Below are 19,082 nucleotides of genomic sequence, written 5' to 3' on the forward strand. Positions count from 1 at the left end.
GCAGCCAGCCTCAGGCACAGACTGAGGCTGGCGTGCTAACTTGCGGCCATCATGCGATTCGATCTCACCGACCTGCGGCTCTTCCTCCATGTTGTCGAGGCCGGCAGCCTGACTGCAGGCGCGCAGCGTTCGCACATGACGCTCGCTTCGGCCAGCCAGCGCGTGCGCGGCATGGAAGACGCGCTCGGCACGCCGCTGCTCACCCGCCACGCACAGGGCGTGCGCCCCACCGAGGCCGGCCGCACGCTGCTGCACCATGCGCGCGTCGTGCTGCAACAGATGGAGCGGCTGCGCGGCGAACTCGGCGAATACGGCCAGGGCCTGAAAGGCCACGTGCGCTTCATGTGCGGCACCTCGGCGTTGACCGAGCACCTGCCCGAGGTGCTGAGCCGCTTTCTCGCGGAGCACCCGCGCATCTCGGTCGACCTCGAAGAACGCGCCAGCCCCGACACCGTGGAAGCGCTGCGCGGCGGCCTGTGCGACATCGGCATCGTCTCCGACGCCATCGACAGCGAAGGCCTTGAATGCCATCCCTTCCGCCGCGACGACCTCGTGCTGGTGATGCCGCGCGGCCACGCGCTGGCCTCGCGCCGGCGCGTGCAACTGGCCGATGTGGTCGACAGCGAATTCGTGGGCCTGCCCGCCGACAGCGCGCTGCAGCAGTTGATCACGCAGCATGTGCGTGCGCTCGGCAAGCATCTGGCCTATCGGGTGCGCGTGCGCAACTTCGAGGCCGTGTGCCGCATGGTCGAGTACGGCATCGGCGTGGGCATCGTGCCGCAGACCGCCGCCGAACGCTGCGCCCGTTCGATGAAGATCGCGCGGGCCTCGCTCACCGATGTCTGGGCCGAACGCACGCTGATGGCCTGCGTGCGCTCATCCGAAGACCTGCCGCTCAATGCCCGGCGCATGCTCGAACACCTGATCGCCCCGCCGGAAGAAGCTACGAAGAAGTGACCGGCCGCCCCTGCCGCGCCCGCGCTGCCACGAAGGCATCGAAGGCCTCGCCGCTGGTCTTGCGCGGCACATAGCCGAAGCGCTCCTTCAGCGCCGTGTTGAGCAGCACCGGCCGGTAGCGCAAGAAGTCGAGTTGCTCGGGGCCATAACGACTCACGCCCAGCGCCGACCCCACCGCCAGCGCCGTCTTCAACACACCAGCCGGCCAGTCGATCGCCCGCTTGCCGAGCCGCGAGGCGATCTCATGGATGGCCAGCGCACCATCGCCCGCGAGGTTGTAGCAACCGGCCGGTGCGCCGCCGAGTGCATGGGCGATGGCGCCCGTCACGTCTTCGTCCCAGATGAACACGAAGGGGCTGGCGCTGCCGCGAATGGCGATCAGCCGCTTCTTCTCGAACAGCGCGGTGATCTGGTTGTCGACATGCTCGCCGAGGATGGTGCCGATGCGCAGCACCGTCTGCGCCAGCGCGGGATGCCGAGTGCGATAGTCGGCCAGCATCTCTTCCACCTGCCGCTTGTGGTCGGCATAGGCGAACACCGCGTTGCCCCGCAACGGCTGCGACTCGGTGATCCACGCCGGGTTGTCGGCGTGATAGCCATAGGCCGCGCCGCTCGACGACACCACGATGTGCCGCACGCCCTGCGTCACGCAGGCGTCGAGCACATTGCGCGTGCCGCCCACGTCGACCGAATGCTCGAAGGCGCGATTCGATCCCTTGCCGGGCGTGACGATGGACGCAAGGTGCACAACCGTGTCGATGGCGTGCGCGGCCAGCGTCTGCGCGATGGCCGGATCGCGCACGTCCTGCGCCTGATAGACCACACCCGGCAGCCGCCGCTCTGCCGGCACCTCTCGCACATCGAGGGAAACAAGGGCTTCGAGCGTGCCCTGCCCGGCCAGCGCCGCCAGCAACCCACGCCCGAGAAAGCCATCGCCGCCCGTCACGAGCACGCGCCGTGCGGCCGCGCCTTCGTCGCTCACGGCACCACCGGCTTGCGCCGCCACCAGCTCGCGAGCGCCAGGCCCGCGATGATGTCCCAGAAGCCCCACACACCCGCTACCACGGCCATGCCGCCCAGCCCGCCGAAGAAGCTGAAGATCAGCACCAGCCCGAGCCCCGAGTTGCGGATGCCGACCTCGATGGCCACCGCGCGCCGGTCGTAGTCGCGCAGCCCCGACAGCCGCGCGCACAGGTAGCCCGTGCCGAAAGCCAGCGCATCGTGGATCACCACCGCCAGCAACACCAGCCCCACGTAGTCGAGAAAGAAGCGCCAGTTGCCCGCGATGGCCCCGACGATGAACACGATCAGCGCAATGAAGCTCACGATGCCCACCGGCTTCTTGATGCGCGCCGTGAGCCCCGGCAGCGTGTGCGCGCAGGCCACGCCCAGCACGAAGGGAATGCCGATGATCATCACGATGTGGCCCAGCATGTCCAGTGGGTCGAGCGCGATGGTCTTGAGCAGCGCCGACGCAGTCGGATGCATGCCACCCCAGAACGCGAAGTTCAGCGGCATCACCACGATCGAGAGCGCATTCGAGATCGCCGTCATCGACACCGACAGCGCTACGTTGCCGCCCGCGCGGTGCGTGAGGATCTGCGAGATGTTGCCCGGCGGACAGCAGGCCACCAGGATCATGCCCAGCGCGATGCTCGGCCCCGGCTTCAGGATCAGCGTGAGCACGAAGGTCACGGCCGGCAGCACGATGAACTGCGCACCGATGCCCACCGCCATTGCGCCTGGCATGCGCGCCACGCGCTTGAAGTCGGCGATGCGCGTGTCCAGCGCAATGCCGAACATCAGGAAGCCCAGCACCACGTTGAGCAGCACCAGCGACGCGGGGTTGAAGTGAAGGCGGATCTCGTCGACGGGCAGCATGGTGGTCGTGGCCTCGTTCAGGGTGAGTCGGCCAGCGCCGCAGCCGCGCTGCGAACGGCCGCGCGGTAAGTGTCCTTGTGCACGTAGTACGCCATGCGTTCGAGCTGCAGGTACTTGAAGCCGCCCGACAGGTCGGGTGGCGACCCCTGCACCGCCGCGCGCAGCGCCACCGCCTTCGGCGAGCCCGCGGCCTTCGCGCGGAAGTAGCGCGCCACCAGCTCGGCCTGCTCATAGCGCCCTTGCCAGCCGATGCCGCTCGCTTCGATCATCCCGAGCACCGCGATGTTCTCGAAGCGCGGCGCGAAGATGTTCAGGTACAGGCGCGGCGCCATGCCGTGCCAGTTGAGCAGTTCGCGGTCGATGAACGGGTAGTGCAGCGCATAGCCGGTCGCGGCCAGGATCAGGTCGTAGTCGCGCGCGCTGCCGTCCTTGAAATGCACCGTGTGCCCATCGAGCCGTGCGATGTCGCCGCGCACGCCGATGTCGCCATGGCCCACGTGGTGCAGCACCAGCGAATTCACGATGGGGTGCGACTCGTACATCTTGTAGTCGGGCTTCGGAAAGCCGAAGCGCACCGGGTCGCCGGTGAACCACTTGAGCACGGTCGAATCGATCTTCTGCTTGAGCCACGGCGGCAGCGGACGCTTGCCGCCCAGCGTGTCGGCCGGCTTGCCGAACACGTACTTGGGCACGAAGTAGTAGCCGCGCCGCACCGAGATGTCGACGCTCTTTGCGTAGTGCACCGCATCGACCGCGATGTCGCAGCCCGAGTTGCCGGCACCGACGATCAGCACGCGCTTGTCCTTGAACAGCTCGGGGTGCTTGTAGCCGCTGGTGTGCAGCAACTCGCCGTCGAAGCGGCCTTCGAACTGCGGCCGCTTGGGCTCGGCGAGCGTGCCGTTGGCGATCACCACGCCCTTGTATTCGGCGGTCTCGATCTTGCCGTCGCCCGCATCGATGCTCACGCGCCAGCGCGTGTCGGGTGCATCGCTCACCGGTTCGATGCGCAGCACGCGCGTGTTGAAGCGGAAGTGCTCACGCAGGCCGAAGTGATCGGCGAAGTCGCCGAAGTAGCGACGTAGCTCGCGATGGCTCGGGTAGTCGGCCACCGTATCCGGCATCGGGTATTCGGCGAACTCGGTGGTGGTCTTGCTGGAGATCAGGTGCGCCGAGTGGTAGACGGTGGAGCGTGGGTTGTCGATGTCCCACAGGCCGCCCACGTCGCTGTGCGCCTCGAAGCCCTGGAACGGCACGCCGTGCTTTTGCAGGTTGCGCGCGCCGGCCAGGCCGGAAGGGCCAGCGCCGATCAGCGCGATCTGTTCATGGGTCGGTACGGCGGCATCAGACATCAGGGAGGGGGTTCCTTCGAAGAAAGTCCGGGAATGGCGGTGGCGCCGACTTCACCTACGCGCGGCTTGCGCGGCTGGCCGCGCAGCACGCGGTCGTGCAGTTTTTCGGGCAGCAGGTCGAGCGCCTTCGACAGCCAGCCGATGCGGCGCGGCAGCACGATCTTTTCGCGGCCCGCACTCACGCCTGCCAGCAACTGGTGGGCCGCGGCTTCGGCTTCGAGCAGGCCCGGCATCGCAAAGCGGTTGCCGGCCGTGAGCGCGGTGCGGATGTAGCCGGGGCTGATGGTGTGCACCGTGAGGCCCGTCTCGCGCAGTTCGGCGCGCAGGCTTTCGAGATAACGGATCAGGCCGGCCTTGCTCGCGCAGTAGGCGCCGTTGCCCGGCATGCCGCGCCAGCCGGCGATGCTGGCCACGCCGACCAGTGCACCACGCCGCTGCGTGCGCATGGCACCGACGAATGGCTGGAAGGTGGTGGCCGCGCCGAGCAAATTGATTTCGAGCATGCGGCGGAACACGTCGAGGTCATCGGCCTCGCCCGTGTCGTAGCCGCCTGCAACGCCGGCGTTGGCGATCACCAGATCGGGCACGCCGAAGCGCGATGTCCAGTCAGCGGCCATGGCCCGCATCGCAGGCCCGTCCGACACATCAGGCGTATAGACGGCGCAGCGTGCGGATGCCGACGCAGCCAGCGCTGCAAGCCGCTCCGCATCGAGTCCGACCAGTGCCACCTGCACACCGCCGTCGATCAGCTCGCGCGCCAACGCCTGACCCAGGCCACCACAGGCCCCGGTGAGGACGACGTTGCGAAACGCGAGAGACATAGGCGCGATGGCTCCGGGTGGCAAAACCCGGCCACTTTAGCCGCGCATCCGCGCCGCGTCCCCCGGCATTTCCCCTTGCCCGGGGCGGCCATGCTGAAGGGACGCTGAAAAAATCAGGCAGCCACGGGCTCTTGTGGAAACTCGATCTGGATCTTCACGTCGGTCGCCCGCCCTGCGGCTGCTTCCTCGAAAGCGCGGACGCCATCGTCGAACGCGAAGGTGCGCGAGATGAAGGGCTTCACATCGACCTGCCCCGACGCGATAAGCGCCAGCGCGCGCGGGAAGATGTTGGCGTAGCGGAACACCGACTCGATGCGCACCTCCTTCGCCTGGATCGCCACGATGTCCAGGGGCACCTTGTTGCCGGGCATGCCCACCAGCACGAGGCAACCACCGGGGCACAGCAGGTCGAAGATGTTGTCGAAGGCGCGTGTGCTGCCGCTGGCCTCGAACACCACGTTGGCGCCCCAGCCATCTGTCAGGGTCTTCACGGCTTCGGCGAGATCGACGTCGCGCACGTTGACGGTGGTCACGGCCGGGTTGTCGGCGAACAGCGCCAGCTTCTCGGGCACGAGGTCCGCCAGGATCACGCGCGCCGCACCACCCGCGAGCGCGGCCAGCGCCGTCATCGCGCCGATGGTGCCGGCGCCGATCACGACCGCCACGTCGCCCGGCTTCAGCGCCGCCTTCTTCGCAGCCTGTAGGCCGATGGCCAGCGGCTCGACGATGGCGCCTTCGCCAAAGCTCACGTTGTCGGGCATGCGGAAGGTGAAGGCCGCCGGATGCACTACGAAGGGCGTGAGGCAACCGTGAATGGGCGGCGTGGCCCAGAAGCGCACGGCGGGGTCGAGGTTGTAGATGCCTTCGAGCGTCGCGCGCGAATCCATCTGCGGAATGCCGGGCTCCATGCACACGCGGTCGCCGGGCTTCAGGTGCGTGACCTCTGCGCCCACTTCCGTCACCACGCCCGAGGCCTCGTGGCCCAGGATCATCGGCGCGTCCACGATGTAGGGGCCGATGCCGCCGTGCCGGTAGTAGTGAACGTCGCTGCCGCACACACCCACGGTGTGCATGCGGATCTTCACGTCGCGCGGGCCCATGTGAAGGGGAACGTCGATATCGCGCAACGCAAGCTCATGCGCCTTTTCCAGAACCAGTGCTTTCATTTCTATCTTCCTATGGGAACGTTTGATGTGTCAGTGCAAGGGGGCGTCGCTGCGCAGCAGCGAAGCCCCGGTGTCGATGTCGAACAGGTGCACCTGCGCCGGGTCGGCCACGAAGCGCACGCGGTCCCGCAAGCGCGGGCATTGCGCGGACGGCATCAGCGCGGCGATCTCGCCATCGCCCTGGCTGAAGCTCACCAGCACTTCGTTGCCCAGGTATTCGACGAGCTGCACCTCGCCCGAGAAGCCACCGCCCCGCCCGCCGTCGGTGTCGACCAGCAGGTGCGCGGGGCGCACGCCCAGCGTCACGCGCTCCCGGCCCGCGAGCGAAAAGCGGCGCGCGTCCACGTGCACCGTGCCCTCGCGCCCCGACAGCTCGAAATGGCCGCCCACATCGCGCACCGACATCTCGATCAGGTTCATCGGCGGCGTGCCGATGAAGCCGGCCACGAAGGCCGAGCACGGCCGCTCGTAGATCTCGCGCGGCGAGCCGACCTGCTCGATGCGCCCGTCGCGCAGCAGCACGATGCGGTCGGCCAGCGTCATCGCCTCGTGCTGGTCGTGCGTCACGTACACGGTGGTGGTCTTCAGCGACTGGTGCAGCTTGGCGATCTCGATGCGCATGTGGTTGCGCAGCTTGGCGTCGAGGTTCGACAGCGGCTCGTCGAACAAGAACACCTTCGGCGTCTTGATTATGGCGCGCGCAATGGCCACGCGCTGCTGCTGGCCGCCCGACAGCTCGGTGGGCTTGCGTTGCAGATAACGCTCCAGTCCCAGCGTGTCCGACACCTCCTTGATGCGCTGGTCGATCTCGGGCTTGGGCACCTTCAGGCGCTTGAGCCCGAAGGCGATGTTGTCGCGCACGCTCATGTGCGGATACAGCGCGTAGTTCTGGAACACCATGGCGATGCCGCGCTCTTGCGGCGGCAGGTCGTTCACGCGCTGGCCTCCGATCAGCAGGTCGCCACCCGAGATGTCTTCCAGCCCCGCGAGCATGCGCAGGATGGTCGACTTGCCGCAGCCCGAGGGGCCGAGGAACACGACGAACTCGTTGTCGGCCACGTCGAGGTCGAAGGGGTGGACGACCTGCGTGTCGCCATAGCGCTTGATGATGTTGTGACAGCTGATTGCGGACATATTGTTTTTCTGCGGAAAAGGAATGATCTGGCTCATGCCGCGTCGCGCTTGCGCTTGAACGCCGCATTGAGAAAACCGCTGAGCACGCCGACCATCAGGAGCGGCGGCAGCGACAGCAGAATGACCGAGGCATTCAAGATGCCCCAGGGCACGTCGCGCCCGAGCTGGCTCAGCTCCGAGGCCACGATGGGCAGTGTCTTGGCATCTGACGTGGTGAGCATCAGCGCGATGAGGAACTCGTTCCACACCAGCACGAAGCCGAAGGCGATGGCGCCGAGCAGCGAGCGCGCGGCAATGGGCAGCGCCACCTTGAAGAAGATCGCGTAGGGCCCGTAGCCATCGACGCGGCCTGCCTCTTCCACTTCCTTGGGTACGGCCTTGAAGGCGGGAATGGCTAGCCAGATGACGGTCGAGAGCGTGAGCAGCGTGTAGGTGACGATCAGCGCGAAGCGGGTGTCGTACAGCTCCAGTTGCAGCCAGATGACCATGAGCGGAATCGCCACCGCCACGGGCGGCAGGAAGCGCATCGACAGCACGAAGAACTGGATGTCGTTGGCCCAGCGCAGCGGGTAGCGCGCCAGCGCATAGGCAGCGGGCAGCCCGAGCAGCGCGCCGATGATGACGGCCGCGCCGACCACGACGATCGAGTTGAGCAGCCCTTGCGCCACCGCCTCGCGGCTGAGCACGTAGATGTAGTTCTCCAATGTCGGCGTGAAGATGAACTTCGGCACGGCGGAGACGATATCGACCCGGTTCTTGAACGAGTTGAGAAAGGTCCAGAGCACGGGGATCAGCGCTGAGAGTCCGGCGCCGATCAGCACCAGCCGCGCTAGCAGCGTGCCCAGGGGGAACGGTTTCTTCTTTTGGGATGTCGTCAATTCAGTTCTCCACCATCGCGGTGCTTGCTGCGCTGTGCTTTTTGCGGGGTCTTGTTCGGGGCGCGTGCGAATGACACCAGGTGCTCCCCTCCGCGAATGTCCCCCGCTTCGCTCCTCCTTTATTTCGCTGCGGGGAGCACCTGGTGCCATTCGCACAGGGACACGCTGCTGGTGTGCAGCCGATCAACAACCACTCTGTCCAACGCTCGCGCCGATACGGGGCTCTTTTTCGCGAAATAAAGGAGGAGCGAAGCGGGGGACATTCGCGAAAAAGAGCACCGTGTCGGCGTGAGCGTCGCCCTGAAAAGCAGCGCCTCGAAACAAGCACAACGCGACAAACAGAAAGACGGAAATTCATCGCGTCCACTTCCAGATGTAGGTGAACGCCACAGTCGACGCGACCATCATCAGCACCGCCATGCTCGACGCATACGAGATGCGCCCCGACTCGATGAAGCCCTGCGAGAAGGCGTACATGTCCAGCGTCTCGGTCGAGATGCCCGGCCCTCCGCGCGTCATCACGTAGATCAGGTCGAAGGCACGCAGCGACTCGACCATCTTCACGAAGGTCAGGCTGATGAGCGGTGCCTTCAGCATCGGCAACGCGACATAGGTGTAGACCTCCCAGGTCTTCGCGTGGTCCATGCGTGCGGCCTCGAAAGGCTGCGGCGGCAATGTTTCGAGCAGCTTCAGCACGATGACCGCGAAGAACAGCCCCCACTGCCACACGTCGACGAACGCCACCGTCAGCAGCGCCGTGTGCGGGTTGGCCAACAGGTCGAGCGGCTCGCCCGTGATCGCCTTGTAGGGCCACGTCAACAGGCCGAACAGCGGGTGGAAGGCGAACTTCCACACGAAGGCGGCCGACACGCGCGGCAGCAGCACCGGCACGATGAACAGCATGCACAACACATTGCGCCAACGCGCGGTCGTGCACTGGAACAGCAGCACGCCCAGCAGCACCGCCAGCACCATCGTTGCACTGACCGTCACCACCTCCCAGGTGAGCGACACGCCCACCGAGTTGATGAAGCGACGGTCGGAAAACAGCTGGATGTAGTTCGTGAACCAGACCCAGCCCGAATCGGTACTGCCCAGCTCGCGGTCCTGCAGCGAGATGCCGATCGCGAACAGCGTCGGCACCAGCGCCAGGACCGCGAGCACCAGCAAGCCCGGCCCGATGAAGACGACTGGCAGCCTCGTCTTTTTTCTCTCCCTGGCTGCCATCACTTCTTGCGCCGTGCGATCAGTTGCTTGGCATACGCGTCGAGTTCATCGAGCCCGCCCTGGATGTCGGTGCGCGAACCGGTGATCAGCTCTTCCAGGATGATCCCCCAGCGGTCGCCCAGGTCGGGCCACAACGCGTCCTGCCAGAAATTCACCGCTGTGACCTTGCCGGTGTCGGCCAGCGCCTTGCCCAGGTCGGCGCCGTAGCGCTTGGCGAACTCGGGGCTGCCCAGCACGCTGGTGCGGTTGAGTTCGCTGAACTGGCCTTCGGCCAGGCGCCGCTGCTCCTGCTTCTTCGAGGTGGCCCAGGCGACGAAGAGGCCCGCGCACTGCTTCGCCTCTTCGGTCTTGTTGGCCTTGGCGCCGATCGCCAGGCCGTGGCCGTAGCCGCCACCGGTCAGCGGCGTGGGCGGCGGCAGGTAGGCGACCTTGCCGATCACGGTCGAGGTCTTGGGGTCGAGCGCGTTGCCGGCCAGCGGCGTCGACTCGACCAGCAGCGCGACCTTGCCCGCGAGGAAGGCGCCGGTGGATTCGTCCCAACTGCCGGTCTTGGTGCCGGGTGCGGAGTACTTGAACAGTTCGAGGTAGGTCTGCGTGGCCTTCAACGCGGCGGGCGAGTTGAAGACCGGCTTGTCGCCGTCGAACCACTGGCCGCCATAGCCGCGGAAGAACGGCATCCAGCGCCACACGTTGGCGCCCGAGCCGCGCTGGCCGCGCAACGCCACGCCGTAGATGCCGTTGGCCGGGTCGTTGAGCTTCTTCGCTGCGGCAACGAATTCATCGAGCGTGGTCGGCGGCTTCACGCCGGCTTTTTCCAGCAGGTCCTTGCGGTAGACCAGCAGGTCGCCACCACCGGTGAGCGGCGCGAACCAGGCCTGCCCCGCGAAGGTCGCGACCTTCTGGCGGCCCGGGTCGAAGTCGGCAAAGTCGTAGTCGGCCGGGTAGTACTTGGCCAGCGGCACGATCCACTTGGACTGCGCGAACAACGGCACGTTGGCCTCGTCCACGTAGTACACGTTGTACTTGCCGACGGTCGAGGCGTCGGCGCGGGTCTTGGTGCGGCGGTCGTTCTCGTTGAGGTTGTCGATGTTGAACGAGACGCCGCTCAGGGCCTTGAACTCGTCCTTGTACTTCTCGAGCAGGGTCAGCCCGTCACGGGGCTGGGACAGGACGCGCACGTCCTCCTTGCAGACCTGTTGGGCCTGGGCCGCGCCGCCCCATGCGCCCAGCGCCGCGATCAGCATCGCGCAGCCCACCATCCGTTGCCGGTTTTCTTGAACAGCCATCGCTTCGTCTCCTTTGAGCCTGTCGTGGATCGCCGGCAAATCGCGGCAGGAACAGGTGGGACGAAGCGTAGGCACCGGCAGCGCGGCGCCGCGTACACGCGAGCCGGGGCGCTGGTATTTTCATGACCAGCCGGCTCGGGGTTTTGCCGGGGGCAGATGCGTATCGGTTGCCTCACGGCCAGGGCAAACCGCATAGGGTTTGCCCGATGCGGTTCCCTTCCATCGCGCCTGTACCTCCTTCGTATCGATAGCAACACGAAGGTGTGAAGGCCGCTCGCGCGCACGCGGAAATCCTGCGTTATCGACTACTTCCCGCGTATCGACGCTCCATGGCATCCCGGCTGTAATGCACGCGGCCAATGACCGGCGCCACAAGCGGCGGTCGGGCCGGTATGTGTCTACCCCTTACATCACCTTTTGTGGAATGCCTATGAAAACCAGACTCAGAGTTCTCGTTGTCGCCGTGCTGACCGTGGTGGGGCATGTCGCCTTCGCCGCCGAGGCGGACCGACAGGCGGCGGTCGACCGCGCACTGGCGTTGATCCAGAGCAACCCGTCGAGCTTCAGCGTTGCAACGCATCCTGCTGCCTCGCCCTCGGGCCGGTCGATGGCATCCGGCGCGGCCGCCAAGCCGGCGCTGCCCGGCAGCGGCGATCAGTTCAAGGCGCGCGACGTGATCGTGGACAAGGACGGCACCGAGCACGTGCGCTTCGACCGCTATCACGACGGCCTGCGCGTGATCGGCGGCGACGTGATCGTGCATTCGAGCCAGGGCCGGCTGCTCCAGTCCGACCTGACGCAAAAGAGCGCCATCCGCCTGCCCGAGACATTGGGCAAGGTCGGCGGGCGCACCGTGATCCAGAACGCGCCCGACATCGGCGCCGAGCGCGCCAAGAGCATCGCCGCACAGAGCTTCGCCAGCGCGGTGATGCGCTACGGCACGCCCGAGCTCGTCGTCTTCGCGCGCGACGAGACGCCGGTGCTGGCCTATGCGGTGCGCGTGTACGGCAGGGCCACCGCTGCGCACGGAAGCGCCGTCGTCTACTACGTCGATGCGCGCGACGGCAAGCTGCTGGACGCCGAGGACCTCGTGCACACCGCGGCCGCCACGGGCACCGGCAAGTCGCTGTACTACGGCGACCTGCAGATCGCCACCGACCAGACCGGCAACAACGCCTATCGCATGGTCGACCCGACGCGCGGCGGCGGCGAAGTGATCGACGGGCGCGACTCGGTGTACACCGACCTTGCGGACTCGCCCGACCTGACGCCGTTCACCAGCCCCGACAACAAGTGGGGCAACGGCACCACCACCGATCGCAAGACCGTCGCGGTCGACATCAACTACGGCCTGACCAAGACCTGGGACTACTACAAGGACACCCACGGCCGCAATGGCATCTTCAACGACGGCAAGGGCGTGCAGAGCTATGCGCACGTGCTGTTCCTCAACCAGGACGGCTCCACCACGGGCGCGAATGCCGCATGGCTGAGCGAGGGCCGCATGATGGCCTACGGCGACGGCGAAGCGGGCACCGCGCTGCCGAAGCCGGTGGTGTCCATCGACGTTGCCGGGCACGAGATGAGCCACGGCGTGAACCAGGCCACCGCGAACCTGGCTTACTCGCGCGACGCCGGCGGCCTGAACGAAGCGAACTCCGACATCTTCGGGACCCTCGTCAAGTTCTACGCGAACAACGCGAACGATCCGGGCAACTACGTCATCGGCGCAAGGATCCTGGCCGGCGGCCTGCGCAAGATGTACAAGCAGGACGTCGACGGGCGCTCGTACGTCTGCTATCCGCAGGGCGGCTTCAAGAGCACACAGGTGAATCCCCGTCATGACCCGCACCTCACGTCCGGCGTGGGCAACCGCTTCTTCTACCTGCTGGCCGAAGGCGCGGTGGTGCCCACCGGCGAAAGCAGGCTGGCGAAGAGCGACCTGGTGTGCAACGGCGACACAAGCCTTGCAGGCATCGGGCGCGACAAGGCCGGCAGGATCTGGTACCGCGCGCTGACCGTGTACCTGAACTCCAGCTCGACCTACCCGAATGCTCGCGCGGCATCGATCCGCGCGGCCACCGACCTGTACGGTGCCAACTCGGCGGAGCAGGCCGCCGTCACCCGCGCCTGGAGCGCGGTGTCGGTGCAATGACCTGGCTGTTGTGATGCGATGAAGCGCAAGCCGGCGCGGCACTGCGCCGGCTTTCGTCGGAACGCGCGTGCGACGCGTGCCTGCGGCACGGCCTTGCTCTCATTGGTTGCAATATAAAACTAGATCACTAGAATCCATCCGGTCTTCTTTTGCAACCACAACCGGCCACCGCCGCAAGCCCCATGACCCACTACCGCACCACCACCGTCGACGGACTGAAGATCTTCTACCGCGAGGCAGGCGACCCCGCGCTGCCGACCCTGCTTCTGCTGCACGGCTTTCCGGCCTCGTCCTTCATGTACCGGGAGCTGATCGGGCGGCTGGCCCACCGCTTCCACGTCATCGCGCCGGACTACCCCGGCTTCGGGCACAGCGAGGCGCCGTCGGTCGTGGAGTTCAGCTACACCTTCGACAGCCTTGCGGACATCGTCGGAAAGCTTGTCGACCAGCTCGGTCTTGAAAGCTACGGCCTCTACATGCAGGACTTCGGCGGCCCGGTCGGCTTCCGTCTGGCCACCCGCCGACCGGACAAGGTCGACTTCCTGGTGGTGCAGAACGCCAACGCCTACGAGGAAGGCCTGCCGGACGACTTCTGGGGATTGGCCCGCGCGCTGTGGAAAGACCCGTCGACCGCCAACTACGCCAGGATCCGCGAGGCCGCCATGTCGGACGAGGCCCTGGCATGGAACTACACCCACGGCGTGAAGGACGTGGAACGCATCGACCCCGACAACTGGCTGCTGCAGCGCGCCCTGCTGGCGCGCCCCGGCAACAAGGACGCGATGGCCGCGCTGCTGTACGACTACCGGAGCAACCTGCCGCTCTACCCCGTCTGGCAGGCTTACTTCCGGCAGCACCAGCCGCCGATGCTGGTCGTCTGGGGTGCCAACGACGTGATCTTTCCGCCGTCGGGCGCCTACCCGTACCAACGCGATCTGAGGCAGGTCGACTTCAAGCTGCTCGACACCGGCCACTTCGCGCTCGAAGAGCTCGGGGAGGCCATCGCCGTTCACATCGCGCATTTCCATGACGCGCTGAGCACCTGAAGCCACGGTGCCAGGAAACATCGCCATGGACTTGAACATCGATTCGGCAACGGCCGGGACCCGCTGCCCCACGCCATCGATATCGGGTGCGCTGGCGCTGCTGTTCGCAGTCGCCTGCGGACTCGCGGTGGCCAACGTCTACTACGCCCAGCCGCTGCTGGACACGCTGGCCGACACCTTCGGCATCCGGCCCGCCACGGTCGGCGCGGTCGTCACCATCACCCAGGTCGGCTACGGCCTGGGGCTCCTGCTGGTCGTTCCGCTGGGCGACCTGATCGACCGGCGGCGGTTGATCGTCGGGCAATCGCTGCTGTCGGTCGTCGCGCTGCTGTGCGTCGCACTGGCGCCCCGCGCGGCGATCCTGTTGCCGGCGATGGCGGCCGTCGGCCTGCTGGCGGTCGTGACGCAGGTGCTGGTCGCGTACGCGGCGAGCATGGCAGCGCCGGGCGAGCGCGGGCGCATGGTCAGCACCGTCACCAGCGGCATCATCCTCGGCATCCTGCTGGCGCGTGCGGTCTCGGGCAGCCTGTCGGATCTCTTCGGCTGGCGCGCGGTGTACCTGGCGTCGGCGGCAGCCACGCTGGTTGTGTCAGGGCTGTTGTGGATGGCGCTTCCGAGGCATGCGCGACCGGCAACGGGCATGTCGTACCTGCAGTTGATCCGCTCGGTGTTCACGCTCTTCGCGCAGGAGCCGGTGCTGCGGGTCCGCTCGGTGCTGGCCATGCTGATCTTCATGGCCATCACGATGATGCTCACGCCGATGGTGCTGCCGCTGACGGCGCCGCCGTTCTCGCTCTCGCACACGCAGGTGGGCCTGTTCGGCCTGGCGGGCGTTGCCGGCGTTCTGGGTGCCGCGCGGGCGGGCCGCCAGTCGGACCGCGGACGCGCCCAACGCGTCACCGGCATCGGGTTGGCGGCCATGCTGCTGTCGTGGGCGCTCATCGCCTTGTTGCCGTGGTCCATCTGGGCGATGGTGGCCGGCGTCGTCATGATCGACTTCGGGCTGCAGTCGGTGCACGTGGCCAACCAGAGCCTGATCTACCGCGTGCGCCCGGAGGCCCAGAGCCGGCTGACCGGTGGCTACATGATCTTCTATTCCATCGGCTCGGCCACCGGGTCGATGGCCTCGACGATGGTGTACGCCCATGCGGGCTGGAACGGCGTCTGCGCTGCGGGAGCGCTTGTCAGTGGCCTCGCGCTGGTGTTCTGGGCGATGACCCGGCACCTGACGCCGCAGGATTCAAACCCCTGATGCCGCTGCTGCTGCGGGGTCGCAGGTTCAGGCCGTGGTCGCAAGCGGCGTGTTCTGCGCCGTACGCAGGCCGAAGCGGTCCTGCGCCTGATGCCGGTAAGCCGAGGGCGTCATGCCCTTGAGCTGCAAAAAGCGCCGGTTGAAATTCGCCAGGTTCGAGAAGCCCACCTCGTAGCAGATGTCGCTCACCAACTGGTCCGACACCTGCAGCATCTCGCAAGCCTTGGCGATGCGCAGGCGCGTGACGAAGTCGGTAAAAGTGGCGCCCATGTGCTTGTGGAAGTAGCGCGAGAAGCTGCTCTCGGCCATGTTGGCCACGGCGCACACGGCCGGCAGCGAAAGCTCCTCCGTCAGGTGCTGGTCGAGGTAGTCGAGCACGCGGCGCATGCGGGTGTTGGCGCTCGGGTCTTCGCCCGCCGGCTCGGCCGAACTGGAAATCTGTCTCCAGTCGGGCCAGTTGGCCAGCTCGTGCAGCAGGCTGATGAACTCGGCGAGCCGGGCCATGCCGTCTTGCGCCTGCACGCGGCGAAAGCGCTCGCGCACGAGATCGCCGATGCCGAAGAACTCCACACCCAGCCGGGCCCGGTCGAGCAGCGGCACCACCGCGTCCAGCTCGGAGAACAGGCCCACGCCCTTGCGCAGCGGCTCGTCGCGAAAGTGAATGACCATGCTGCGATCGGCAATGCCCTCGGGCGGCACGTCGTGCGAGATCCAGGTGTGCGGCAGCCGCGCGCCCACCAGCGCCACGTAGCCCGGCTCGAAGCGGCCGATGTGGTTGCCGACGAAGGCATCGCCGCTGCTGCGGTTGATGCACTGCAGCTCGTATTCATCGTGGTAGTGCCAGCAGTCGAAAGGCCAGGGCGCGCCGTGCTGCAGGCAGCGCACGGAGCCGCCGCGCGCGGGCTCGAAGCCCAGCCTCGGGTCGCGCAGAAGCTCATGCTCCAGTTCGGGTTTGCGTGCGGCGTGGTGTCTGCTCATCCTGAATGTCCCTGCCTGAAACGAAGCCGGGGTTCTTTCGGGTCAGCGCCGCAATCGCAGTGGGCGGTGGCGCCGACTCAGGCGCCGGCCACCTTCATGCGGTTCACCAGCACCGACCCCGTGGTCTTGGCGCCGAAAGTGTAGGCATCCGCGCCGACGGCTTCAATGCCCATCAGCATGTCCTTGAGGTTGCCGGCAATGGTGATCTCCTGCACCGGGAAGGCAATTTTGCCCTTGTCGACCCAGAAGCCGCTGGCGCCGCGCGAGTAGTCGCCGGTCACGTAGTTCACGCCCTGCCCCATCAGCTCGATCACGAAGAGGCCGGTGCCCAGCTTGGCGAGCATGGCGTCGAGGTCGTCGGTGTGCTTTGTCAGGCGCGAGCTGAGCGTCAGGTTGTGCGAGCCGCCGGCGTTGCCGGTGGTCTTCATGCCCAGCTTGCGGGCCGAGTACGTGGAGAGAAAGTAGCCTTCGAGCCGGCCGGCATCGACCACCTTGCGCGCCCGGGTGATCACGCCTTCGTCGTCGAAGGGCGAGCTGCCCTTGCCGCGCAGGATGTGCGGGTCTTCGGCAATGTCGAGGTGCTTGGGCAGCACGGGCTTGCCGAGCGAATCGAGCAGGAAGGTGCTCTTGCGGTAGAGCGCTCCGCCGCTCACGGCCTGCACCAGCCCACCCAGCAGGCCCACGGCCAGCGGCGACTCGAACAGCACCGGGCATTCGGTGGTCTTGATCTTGCGCGACTTCAGGCGGCTCAGTGCCCGTTCGGCGGCGTAGCGGCCCACGGCCTGCGGGCTGGCCAGTTCGTCGGCGGCGCGCATCGAGCTGTACCAGGCGTCGCGCTGCATGCCGTCGCCCTTGCCGGCGATGGGCGCGACCGAAATCGAATGCCGCGAGCTGGCGTAGCCGCCGCGAAAGCCGTGCGTGTGGGCGCTGAAGAAATGGCTTTGCTGGGCCGAGACGCCGGCGCCTTCGCTGTTGGTGATGCGCTTGTCGGTCGACAGGGCCGCTTCTTCGCACTCCAGCGCCAGCTTGGCGGCCTGCTCGCTCGTCACGTCCCAGGGGTGGAAGAGGTCGAGTTCGGGGTGCTCCTTGGCGATGTCTGCCTCGTCCGGCAGGCCGCTCACCGGGTCTTCGGCGGTGAAGCGGGCGATGTCGTAGGCCGCCTGCACGGTCTGCTTGATGGCGCCTTCGGAGAAGTCGGAGGTGCTGGCGTTGCCGCGGCGGTGGCCCACGTAGACCGTGATGCCCAGCGACTTGTCGCGGTTGCGCTCGACGTTTTCGAGTTCGCCCTTGCGGACCGAGACGCTCAGGCCGCAGCCCTCGGAGGCCTCGGCCCCGGCGTCGGTCGCGCCCAGCTTCTTGGCGTGCGCCAAGGCCGTGTCGACCAGGTTTTCGAAGAAGGAGCGGCTGTAGGCGAAGCCGGAATCGGCGCGCGAGGAGGATGTCGTCATGTGGTGGCTATGATACTTGCGCCCCCTATTTCTCGTTTTCCCACTGTCTGTTGCGCACATTGCAACGCCGCACGGTGCGGCCCAGAATCCAACTCCATGTCCCGCAAACCCAAAAAAGGCTATTTCGTCCGTGGCCAGTTCGTTGCCGAAGGCAGCGAACTCGACCTTGAACTCAAGCGTGAGCTCAAGGGCACCGACGAATCCAGCCGCACCGACCTCAAGCGCGAAAGCGACGAACTGCAAAAGCTCGGCGAGGAACTGCTCGGCCTGCGCGCCGCCCTGTTCGACGCCCTGCCGCTGGGCGAAAAACTGGTCGACGCCATCGCCGAGGCCAAGCGCATCACCAATTTCGAGGGCAAGCGCCGCCAGATGCAGTTCATCGGCAAGCTGATGCGCAAGCTCGACGAGCCCACGCTGGAGGCCGTCAAGCTCGCCCTGACCGAGCAGAACACCGTGCCGGCGGCCGAAGCCGCAGCGCTGCACGAGGCCGAACGCTGGCGCGACCGGCTGATTGCCGACGACGACGCACTCGGCGGCTGGATCGAAACCCATCCGGCCACCGATTCCCAGCAACTGCGCGCGCTGGTGCGCCAGGCGCGCAAGGACATGAAGACCGGCCCGGCCGGCGAAGCGCCGCGCCAGGGCAAGGCCTACCGCGAGATCTTCCAGCTGGTGCGTGCGCAACTGGCGGTGCATGGCGGTGCCGACCACGCGGCTGCGGCTGCGGCGCAAGATCGCGAAGAAGACGCATGAGCGGCTTGTCTTCCTCCCTCCCCTCCCGGGGGAGGGCCGGGGTGGGGGCACGACGGCCTACAGCCACGCACGGCGCTTCATCGAAGGCCGAAAGCCCCCATCCCCACCTTCCCCCGGAAGGGGAAGGAGCCAGACCATGAGCGCGTTCGACCCTGTCCGCATCGGCATCGTCTCCATCAGCGACCGCGCCTCCAGCGGCACCTACGAAGACAAGGGCCTGCCCTCGCTGAAGGAATGGCTTGGCCGGGCGCTGAAGAACCCGATCGAATTCGAGCCCCGCCTGATTCCCGACGAGGCCGCCGGCATCAGCGCCGCGCTGATCGAGCTGGTCGACGCCGGCTGCTCGCTGGTGCTCACCACCGGCGGCACCGGCCCCGCCCTGCGGGACGTGACGCCCGAAGCCACGCTGGCCGTCGCCCACAAGGAAATGCCCGGCTTCGGCGAGCAGATGCGCCAGATCAGCCTGCGCTTCGTGCCGACCGCGATCCTGTCGCGCCAGGTGGCGGTGATCCGCGGCAAGAGCCTGATCATCAACCTGCCGGGGCAGCCGAAGTCGATTGCGGAAACGCTCGAAGGGCTGAAGGATGCGGACGGCACGCAGCTCGTGCCGGGCATCTTCGCGGCGGTGCCTTATTGCATCGATCTGATCGGCGGGCCGTACCTGGAAACCGACGATGCGGTCTGCAAGGCCTTCAGGCCGAAGTCGGCGATCCGCTCACGCTGAGGCGGATCGGCCCGACGAAGACGAAAG

Annotated in this window: 17 protein-coding genes; 6 read left to right on the forward strand and 11 right to left on the reverse strand. The window is 66.9% G+C overall.

What is annotated here, in order from left to right; translation table 11 throughout:
- Positions 1–51: 51 nt before the first annotated feature.
- Complete coding sequence (locus ACSFB7_RS23335) at positions 52–957, forward strand: LysR family transcriptional regulator (protein ID WP_435474402.1); 906 nt, start codon at positions 52–54, stop codon at positions 955–957.
- Here the strand turns inward: ACSFB7_RS23335 and ACSFB7_RS23340 are convergent.
- The 9 genes from ACSFB7_RS23340 to ACSFB7_RS23380 form a co-directional block, all read right to left on the reverse strand.
- Complete coding sequence (locus ACSFB7_RS23340; protein ID WP_435474404.1) at positions 944–1,963, reverse strand: SDR family oxidoreductase; 1,020 nt, start codon at positions 1,961–1,963, stop codon at positions 944–946. The two genes, ACSFB7_RS23335 and ACSFB7_RS23340, sit on opposite strands and share 14 nt — an antisense overlap.
- Entirely contained in the window at positions 1,936–2,838 is a 903-nt protein-coding gene (locus ACSFB7_RS23345; RefSeq protein ID WP_435474405.1) for a bile acid:sodium symporter family protein, read from the reverse strand. Before ACSFB7_RS23345 ends, ACSFB7_RS23340 begins: the two co-directional genes overlap by 28 nt.
- 17 nt (positions 2,839–2,855) lie before the next feature.
- Positions 2,856–4,187 (reverse strand): flavin-containing monooxygenase, encoded by a 1,332-nt coding sequence (locus ACSFB7_RS23350; RefSeq protein ID WP_435474407.1) that lies wholly within the window; start codon positions 4,185–4,187, stop codon positions 2,856–2,858.
- Complete coding sequence (locus ACSFB7_RS23355) at positions 4,187–5,008, reverse strand: SDR family oxidoreductase (protein ID WP_435474409.1); 822 nt, start codon at positions 5,006–5,008, stop codon at positions 4,187–4,189. Before ACSFB7_RS23355 ends, ACSFB7_RS23350 begins: the two co-directional genes overlap by 1 nt.
- Positions 5,009–5,121: 113 nt before the next feature.
- A complete protein-coding gene (locus ACSFB7_RS23360) occupies positions 5,122–6,174 on the reverse strand; it encodes an NAD(P)-dependent alcohol dehydrogenase (RefSeq protein ID WP_435474411.1) in 1,053 nt (350 codons plus the stop codon).
- A 30-nt stretch (positions 6,175–6,204) separates the two neighbouring features.
- On the reverse strand, positions 6,205–7,308 hold the full coding sequence (locus ACSFB7_RS23365) for an ABC transporter ATP-binding protein (protein WP_435474413.1): 1,104 nt from the start codon (positions 7,306–7,308) through the stop codon (positions 6,205–6,207).
- 32 nt (positions 7,309–7,340) lie between these two features.
- A complete protein-coding gene (locus tag ACSFB7_RS23370) occupies positions 7,341–8,153 on the reverse strand; it encodes a carbohydrate ABC transporter permease (protein WP_435474725.1) in 813 nt (270 codons plus the stop codon).
- Positions 8,154–8,540: 387 nt separating this feature from the next.
- Positions 8,541–9,413: a carbohydrate ABC transporter permease gene (locus ACSFB7_RS23375; RefSeq protein ID WP_435474415.1), complete on the reverse strand. Its 873-nt coding sequence runs from the start codon at positions 9,411–9,413 to the stop codon at positions 8,541–8,543.
- Positions 9,413–10,699: an ABC transporter substrate-binding protein gene (locus tag ACSFB7_RS23380; protein WP_435474417.1), complete on the reverse strand. Its 1,287-nt coding sequence runs from the start codon at positions 10,697–10,699 to the stop codon at positions 9,413–9,415. The genes ACSFB7_RS23375 and ACSFB7_RS23380 overlap by 1 nt, the downstream gene beginning before the upstream one ends.
- A 430-nt stretch (positions 10,700–11,129) precedes the next feature.
- Here ACSFB7_RS23380 and ACSFB7_RS23385 point away from each other — a divergent pair, with 430 nt between their 5' ends.
- From ACSFB7_RS23385 to ACSFB7_RS23395, 3 genes are all read left to right on the forward strand, one after another.
- Complete coding sequence (locus ACSFB7_RS23385) at positions 11,130–12,854, forward strand: M4 family metallopeptidase (RefSeq protein ID WP_435474419.1); 1,725 nt, start codon at positions 11,130–11,132, stop codon at positions 12,852–12,854.
- A gap of 182 nt (positions 12,855–13,036) precedes the next feature.
- Positions 13,037–13,900, forward strand: a complete 864-nt coding sequence (locus ACSFB7_RS23390; protein WP_435474421.1) for an alpha/beta fold hydrolase — start codon at positions 13,037–13,039, stop codon at positions 13,898–13,900.
- A 25-nt stretch (positions 13,901–13,925) separates the two neighbouring features.
- Positions 13,926–15,152 (forward strand): MFS transporter, encoded by a 1,227-nt coding sequence (locus tag ACSFB7_RS23395; protein ID WP_435474423.1) that lies wholly within the window; start codon positions 13,926–13,928, stop codon positions 15,150–15,152.
- A gap of 27 nt (positions 15,153–15,179) precedes the next feature.
- On the opposite strand, the gene ACSFB7_RS23400 is transcribed toward ACSFB7_RS23395, so the two are convergent.
- Together ACSFB7_RS23400 and pmbA are read right to left on the reverse strand one after the other, a co-directional pair.
- A complete protein-coding gene (locus tag ACSFB7_RS23400) occupies positions 15,180–16,130 on the reverse strand; it encodes a helix-turn-helix domain-containing protein (RefSeq protein WP_435474425.1) in 951 nt (316 codons plus the stop codon).
- A gap of 77 nt (positions 16,131–16,207) precedes the next feature.
- On the reverse strand, positions 16,208–17,578 hold the full coding sequence (pmbA, locus tag ACSFB7_RS23405; protein WP_435474427.1) for a metalloprotease PmbA: 1,371 nt from the start codon (positions 17,576–17,578) through the stop codon (positions 16,208–16,210).
- Between the two features lie 96 nt (positions 17,579–17,674).
- On the opposite strand from pmbA, the gene yjgA reads away from it, so the two are divergent.
- Both yjgA and mog read left to right on the forward strand, forming a co-directional pair.
- Positions 17,675–18,331, forward strand: a complete 657-nt coding sequence (gene yjgA, locus ACSFB7_RS23410; RefSeq protein WP_435474429.1) for a ribosome biogenesis factor YjgA — start codon at positions 17,675–17,677, stop codon at positions 18,329–18,331.
- Between the two features lie 175 nt (positions 18,332–18,506).
- The gene (mog, locus tag ACSFB7_RS23415; RefSeq protein ID WP_435474727.1) at positions 18,507–19,055 is read left to right on the forward strand and encodes a molybdopterin adenylyltransferase; all 549 of its coding nucleotides are present in this window, start codon (positions 18,507–18,509) and stop codon (positions 19,053–19,055) included.
- The last annotated feature ends 27 nt before the right edge of the window (positions 19,056–19,082 follow it).

The sequence above is a fragment of the Variovorax raffinosi genome (genome assembly GCF_051216615.1).
GTDB lineage: Bacteria > Pseudomonadota > Gammaproteobacteria > Burkholderiales > Burkholderiaceae_C > Variovorax.

Coding starts and splice junctions, on each gene's coding strand:
- ACSFB7_RS23390 (WP_435474421.1), top strand. CDS start 13,037: ATGACCCACTACCGCACCACCACCGTCGACGGACTGAAGATCTTCTAC.
- yjgA (WP_435474429.1), top strand. CDS start 17,675: ATGTCCCGCAAACCCAAAAAAGGCTATTTCGTCCGTGGCCAGTTCGTT.
- ACSFB7_RS23350 (WP_435474407.1), bottom strand. CDS start 4,187: ATGTCTGATGCCGCCGTACCGACCCATGAACAGATCGCGCTGATCGGC.
- ACSFB7_RS23360 (WP_435474411.1), bottom strand. CDS start 6,174: ATGAAAGCACTGGTTCTGGAAAAGGCGCATGAGCTTGCGTTGCGCGAT.
- ACSFB7_RS23365 (WP_435474413.1), bottom strand. CDS start 7,308: ATGTCCGCAATCAGCTGTCACAACATCATCAAGCGCTATGGCGACACG.
- ACSFB7_RS23385 (WP_435474419.1), top strand. CDS start 11,130: ATGAAAACCAGACTCAGAGTTCTCGTTGTCGCCGTGCTGACCGTGGTG.
- pmbA (WP_435474427.1), bottom strand. CDS start 17,578: ATGACGACATCCTCCTCGCGCGCCGATTCCGGCTTCGCCTACAGCCGC.
- ACSFB7_RS23400 (WP_435474425.1), bottom strand. CDS start 16,130: ATGAGCAGACACCACGCCGCACGCAAACCCGAACTGGAGCATGAGCTT.
- ACSFB7_RS23375 (WP_435474415.1), bottom strand. CDS start 9,413: ATGGCAGCCAGGGAGAGAAAAAAGACGAGGCTGCCAGTCGTCTTCATC.
- ACSFB7_RS23335 (WP_435474402.1), top strand. CDS start 52: ATGCGATTCGATCTCACCGACCTGCGGCTCTTCCTCCATGTTGTCGAG.
- ACSFB7_RS23355 (WP_435474409.1), bottom strand. CDS start 5,008: ATGTCTCTCGCGTTTCGCAACGTCGTCCTCACCGGGGCCTGTGGTGGC.
- ACSFB7_RS23380 (WP_435474417.1), bottom strand. CDS start 10,699: ATGGCTGTTCAAGAAAACCGGCAACGGATGGTGGGCTGCGCGATGCTG.
- ACSFB7_RS23345 (WP_435474405.1), bottom strand. CDS start 2,838: ATGCTGCCCGTCGACGAGATCCGCCTTCACTTCAACCCCGCGTCGCTG.
- ACSFB7_RS23395 (WP_435474423.1), top strand. CDS start 13,926: ATGGACTTGAACATCGATTCGGCAACGGCCGGGACCCGCTGCCCCACG.